The 3,766-nt window shown below is 69.5% G+C and carries 3 protein-coding genes; all 3 read left to right on the top strand.

Annotation, left to right across the window (positions count from 1 at the left end):
- Positions 1-1,101, top strand: a 1,101-nt coding sequence (locus tag WBA11_RS16150) for a hypothetical protein (protein WP_424521682.1), incomplete at its 5' end; no start/stop codon positions are given.
- 127 nt (positions 1,102-1,228) lie between these two features.
- A complete protein-coding gene (locus WBA11_RS16155) occupies positions 1,229-1,738 on the top strand; it encodes a metallophosphoesterase family protein (protein ID WP_424521683.1) in 510 nt (169 codons plus the stop codon).
- An 8-nt stretch (positions 1,739-1,746) separates the two neighbouring features.
- Positions 1,747-3,372: a PP2C family protein-serine/threonine phosphatase gene (locus WBA11_RS16160; RefSeq protein ID WP_424521684.1), complete on the top strand. Its 1,626-nt coding sequence runs from the start codon at positions 1,747-1,749 to the stop codon at positions 3,370-3,372.
- Positions 3,373-3,766: the final 394 nt, after the last annotated feature.

Consider the following 3,766-nt stretch of genomic DNA (forward strand, 5'->3'; position numbering starts at 1 on the left):
GTTCTCGAGGGCGATGGCGAGGACGCGCCCTCGAGGACGGGACGTGGCTACGACGGTGTGCTAGGGGAGCTCCTATTTCTCCTCCCATTCCTTGCAGATGTGTGCGGGATCCCCGTACTTAGGGACATCGACGCCGCCCTCGCTATGACCCGAACTGCGATTTGTGGAGTGCTCGCTGCTCTCGTAGCAGTGGCTCCGGCATCGGCGCAGTTCCAGACGCAGGAGCCATCGTACGGTGGGGAAACGGCCCGTCGAGCGTTCTACGGCGGGTTCGCGGTGTCCGGCGAGGCCGCTTACCGCGACGCGGATCTGATCGGGTTCTCCGAGCAGGCGCCCACCGATCTCGCCTTGTCGGCCCGTCTCGACTACGCACTGCTCCCGCAAGTCGATCTCGCTCTGGTAGCCGATCTAACCGGCGCGACCCAGGCGGGGCGGACCGGGTTGAGTTGGGTCGTGGTCAAGCCGTACTGGCACAACGAGGGGACGGACTACGCCGTCCGGCTCGCCGTCGACCCGCTCAGTGAAGGAGGGCTCGGCTTCCGCCAGACCGATGTCGCGTTCCTCTCCTCGACGGCGTTGTCGCCGACGGTGACCTCGGACCTGTCGCTCGGCCTGCGCCGCGTACGCACGGGCTACAGCATCAACGCCCCCGACGAGTCCGCCGACGCCGAGCCAGTCATCCCCCTCGCTGGAGACGGCCCGATCGGCTACGCAAGCCAGAGTGCGTTCCAGTCCGATCCGACGCGGTCCCGACTGGTCGGCCAGTCGCTTCGGGCTTCGTGGGGGTACAACGTCCTGTTCGATCCGGCCGGGAGCCGCCTCACGTTTGGCGTCGTGGCTGAGGGCGGGGACTACAGCGTGATCGAGACGCGCGACCTCGAGGCCTCCGCAGACGCACCTGACGTCGAGGTCCCGTCGGACCGGATCCGAAGCGGGGTCGGTTGGATCCGCGCCGGCCTCGAGTTTAGCCGTCCGTCGTATCAGTTGGCTCCGATCCTGAGCATCCCCGTCGTGACGTGGGCAGACGTTCAGGGGCGTCAGGAGCGCCACGGTCCGCGCCTCGAAAAGCTGCGCCTGGGTCTGCGCGTGACGCTGCGGTAGCGCCGCCCTCGAGGACGAGGCGGATATTGGGTTGGGCGTCCTCGAGGTCGACGCTTGGGATCGACGCGAACTCGATGGTTGGTGCTGAGACGAGAGCAGATCTTGCCGGTCTGCATCCTCCGACTTCGTGCGCATCGGCATCGTCTCTGACACTCACGGCTACTACCACCCCGAGCTCGACGACGTCTTCGCGGACGTCGACCTCATCCTGCATGCTGGCGACGTCGGCCCCATCGAGGTCGTGGAGCGGCTGGAGAAGATGGCGCCGGTGATGGCGGTCTACGGGAACGTGGACGGGCCGCCGGTTCGAGGCCGATTCAAGGAGCACGTCCGCGTGCGCGTCGAGGGCGTCAAGATCTGGATGACGCACATCGGCGGGAGGCCGGGGCGCTGGGCGAAGGGGATCGGCCCGGCGTTGCGCGTCGAGCGGCCGGACCTGTTCGTGTGCGGGCACAGCCACATCCTGCGCATCGAGCGCGTCCCGAACTTGGACCGGATGCTGTACCTCAATCCGGGCGCGGCCGGGCGGCAGGGCTTCCACCAGGTTAAGACGTGCGTCCGGTTGCGCGTCGAGGACGGCCGGATGAGCGAGGCGGAGGTGATCCATCTCGAGAAGGAGGGGCCGCAGTCGGGCTAGCTTGCCGCATGGCAGGACCCGTCCCCCTCGGCGCCGTCGACGACCCCGTCGACGCGACCATCGCCCTCGATGACCCGCTCGACGCCTTAGCGCTGGCGCTGATGAGCCGGCTCCTGACCTCGAGGGCGGCGGTGGCGCTCGTCGAGGACGACCGCCAGATCGTCTCGGTCACGAAGGGCGCCACCGGCCTCGAAGTCGGCGCGGATGCGGGGCCGACGGGATCTCAGTCCATCCTCGAGGGCGCGGGCTTGTCCTTCTTCGTCCCCCTTCAGCATGGCGGTGAAGCGGTCGGCGTGCTGGCGCTCGGCGCTCGGATGTCGGGGAGCGCGTACACCTCGGCCGATGCCGGGATCGCTCGAGCGCTGGCGAACGCGGCGACGGCGTCGTTCGTCGCGCAGCGCTCGGCGTCGGACCTGCTCCAGGCCAACCGGTCGCTGGCCTCGAGGGCGCACGAACTCAGGACGTTGTTCGAGCTCGCCCAGGCGTTCGGCCGCTCTCTCGACAAGGACGCCGTGGCGCAGAAGCTGGCCTTCGCGCTGATGGGCCAGTTGATGGTCCGCCGCGTCGCGGTCGCGCTGTGCGACTCGGACGACGGCCCGCTCGAGACCGTCATCTCGCACGGCGCCGACCTCGAGGTCGTGCCCCGAGACCTGGCTCGGCTCTCCCGTCCGGCTCCCGTCGGTCCCGACCTCGAGGCCGAGGGCTGGAGCCTGGCTGTCCCGATCCGTGCCGGCGATGTGTCTCGCGGCGTCGCCGTGCTTGGTCCGAGCGCGTCAGGTCCCATCCCCGCGAGCGCCCTCGACTTTGCAGCAGCACTCGCGGCGGTCGCCGTGGGTGGACTGGAGTCGGCCGACCGCGTGTCGGAGAGGCTCGAGCGTGAGCGGCTTCGAGAGGAGGTTCGCTTGGCGCGCGAGGTCCAAGCCCGGCTCTTGCCGACGGACGTGCCGCGCGTCCCCGGCCTCGAGGTCGCGGCGCGATGGCGCCCCAGCCACGACGTCTCGGGCGACACCTACGACGCGGTCGACCTGGGACGAGGGCGGGTCTTGGTGGCCGTGGCTGATGTCGTCGGAAAGGGGATCGGCGCGTCGCTGCTCATGGCCACGTTGCAGGCCGGGTTCAAAATGGTCCAGCCCGATCTCGCCAAGGCGATCGACCTCGAGGCCGCGCTGTGCGACGCGACGGTTCGCTTGGACCGGCTGGTCTCGGAGAGCACGGAGCCGCACCAGTTCGTGACGTTGGCGTGGGCCGTCCTCGAGGCGGGCGGCGCGGTCACGTCGGTCGTGGCGGGGCACCCGTCGCCTCGCGTAGTCCGAGGGGACGGTTCTGTCCACGGCCTCGAGGTCGGCGGCCCGCTCCTGGGCGTCTTGCCATCGCCGACGTTCCGGGCGTCCCGGTCCGTCCTCGAGGTCGGCGACGCGCTGGTCCTCTACTCGGACGGTGCGACGGAGGCGCAGAACGCGGCGGGCGACGAGCTCGGCGTCGAGGGCGTGGACGCGGTGCTGGCCTCGTGCGACCTCGAGGTCGATGCGTTGGTGGGGGCGGTCATCGAGGCCGTGGACGCGTGGGACGCGGGCGGAAATGACGATGACCTGACGCTGGTCGCGGTGCGGCGGGTGGGGCTCGACGGGGAGTAAGCAGACGGCGACAGCGGTTCGAACTCGCCAGGGTTCTCGTTCAAACCGCGATCGGGCGTCAGCCTCGAGGCCAGCCCCTGAACGCTTCTCGTCGATGCCACGCCAGGGATGGTTCGGCGTTAGATCGAAACGATAAATGACGCACCCTGAGGTGGGGTCGAGGCTGTGAGTGGACAGTCCAACTCTCCCGATGTCTTTGCTAACCGCATCGAGTCCGAGCGCTCTCTATAGAGGGCGGGCACCTTGCCCTCGAGGGCGAGTACCCGGCCCTCCCAGCCCCGACCTCGATGCGGACGGTCGCCGTCGCCATCCTCGCCCTCGCAGCGCAAGCCGCCGTCGCCCAGGCCGCCGGCGCCCAGACGTCCGCGCAGGACCTGAACGCGGCGCTCCACGC

Origin of the sequence: Rubrivirga sp., assembly GCF_049648075.1 — a bacterium.
Classification (GTDB): Bacteria; Bacteroidota; Rhodothermia; order Rhodothermales; family Rubricoccaceae; genus Rubrivirga.